The sequence below is a fragment of the Arthrobacter sp. Y3223164 genome, assembly GCF_059091005.1.
Window position 1 is genome coordinate 1 of the sequence record NZ_JBNHGF010000614.1, and the last position, 1,132, is coordinate 1,132.

The window sequence follows — 1,132 nt, forward strand, 5'->3', positions numbered from 1 at the left end:
GCCGTGCGACGATGGCCGCGGCGACGGCGCCCATAGCCAGCACGGCGTCCGCCACCACGATCTGCGGCAGGAGGCGGCCGGTCGGGTCGGAGACCTCGCGTTCGGTCAGCGCCAGCACGGCACCGGCTTCGAAGGCCGCGGCGACGTAGAAATGCCCGTCTGCGGTCTCGCCCGGCTTGGCCACGAACAGGCCGCCGGGCTCAATTTCGCGGGAGTCTGTGGTGGCGGAACTCACGGTGATGCCGCCGGTGTCCCCCGTGGCACCGACGGGTTCCCCAACGATCCGTCCGCCGGTAATCGCCGCTATATCGGCTGCAGTTAGTTCAATCATGACGATCTAGGACTCTACCGCGTTCGGGGAGAGCACTTCGAATCCGTGCCGGTGCAGGGCCGCGCGCAGTTCCTCCCGGTCGTCGAGGGCCAGGTTCTGGCCGTTGACCTCCTGCCAGACCTCATGGCCGCGGCCGGCGACGAGGACCGTGTCCCGGGGCGCCGCCAGGGCCACGGCCCGCTCGATGGCCTCCGCACGGGGGAAGACTTCGATAATGTCGGCCGGCAGTTGCTCCCGTTCGGCCGCGGCGCGTGCGCCGGACAGCACATCCGCGCGGATGCGGGCGGCGTCCTCGCCGTGCGGGTCGTCGTCGCTGACGATGACGACGTCGGCGAGCCGGGCGGCGATCGCCCCCATCAGCGGGCGCTTGGTTTGATCGCGTTCCCCGGTGGCTCCGAACACCACGATCACGCGTGCCCCGGGTTCGGGGCGGCGCACCGAGGCCAGGGTCCGCTCGAGCGCGTCGGGATTGTGAGCGAAGTCAACGATCGCTGCCGGGTTGCCGCTGAGGACCTGCATCCGGCCGGGAACCTCCACGGTCAGCGGATCCGCAGTGTCGAGCGCCTGCTGGAGCCGCGCCGAAGGGGTGCCGGAGGCCGCCACCATCACCACGGCCAGCGCGGCGTTGGAGATGTTGAACGAGCCGGGCAACCCGGTGTGCAGCCGCAGCACCACGCCGTCGGGCCCGTGCAGTTCAAACCGGTGCCCCAGGCCCTCACGGACCGGGTTGCGGACGGACCAGTCGGCGCTGCCGCCCTGGGTGGCCAGGGTGGCCACCGGGACTCCGGCGGACCGGGCCTG

The 1,132-nt window shown here is 71.6% G+C and carries 2 protein-coding genes; both read right to left on the reverse strand.

Features of this window, described 5'->3' with window-relative positions; translation table 11 throughout:
- Positions 1 to 331, reverse strand: a 331-nt coding sequence (locus AC5RUJ_RS16865) for a Mur ligase domain-containing protein (protein ID WP_494156318.1), incomplete at its 3' end; no start/stop codon positions are given.
- Between the two features lie 6 nt (positions 332 to 337).
- Positions 338 to 1,132, reverse strand: a 795-nt coding sequence (locus tag AC5RUJ_RS16870; RefSeq protein WP_494156319.1) for a glutamate ligase domain-containing protein, incomplete at its 5' end; no start/stop codon positions are given.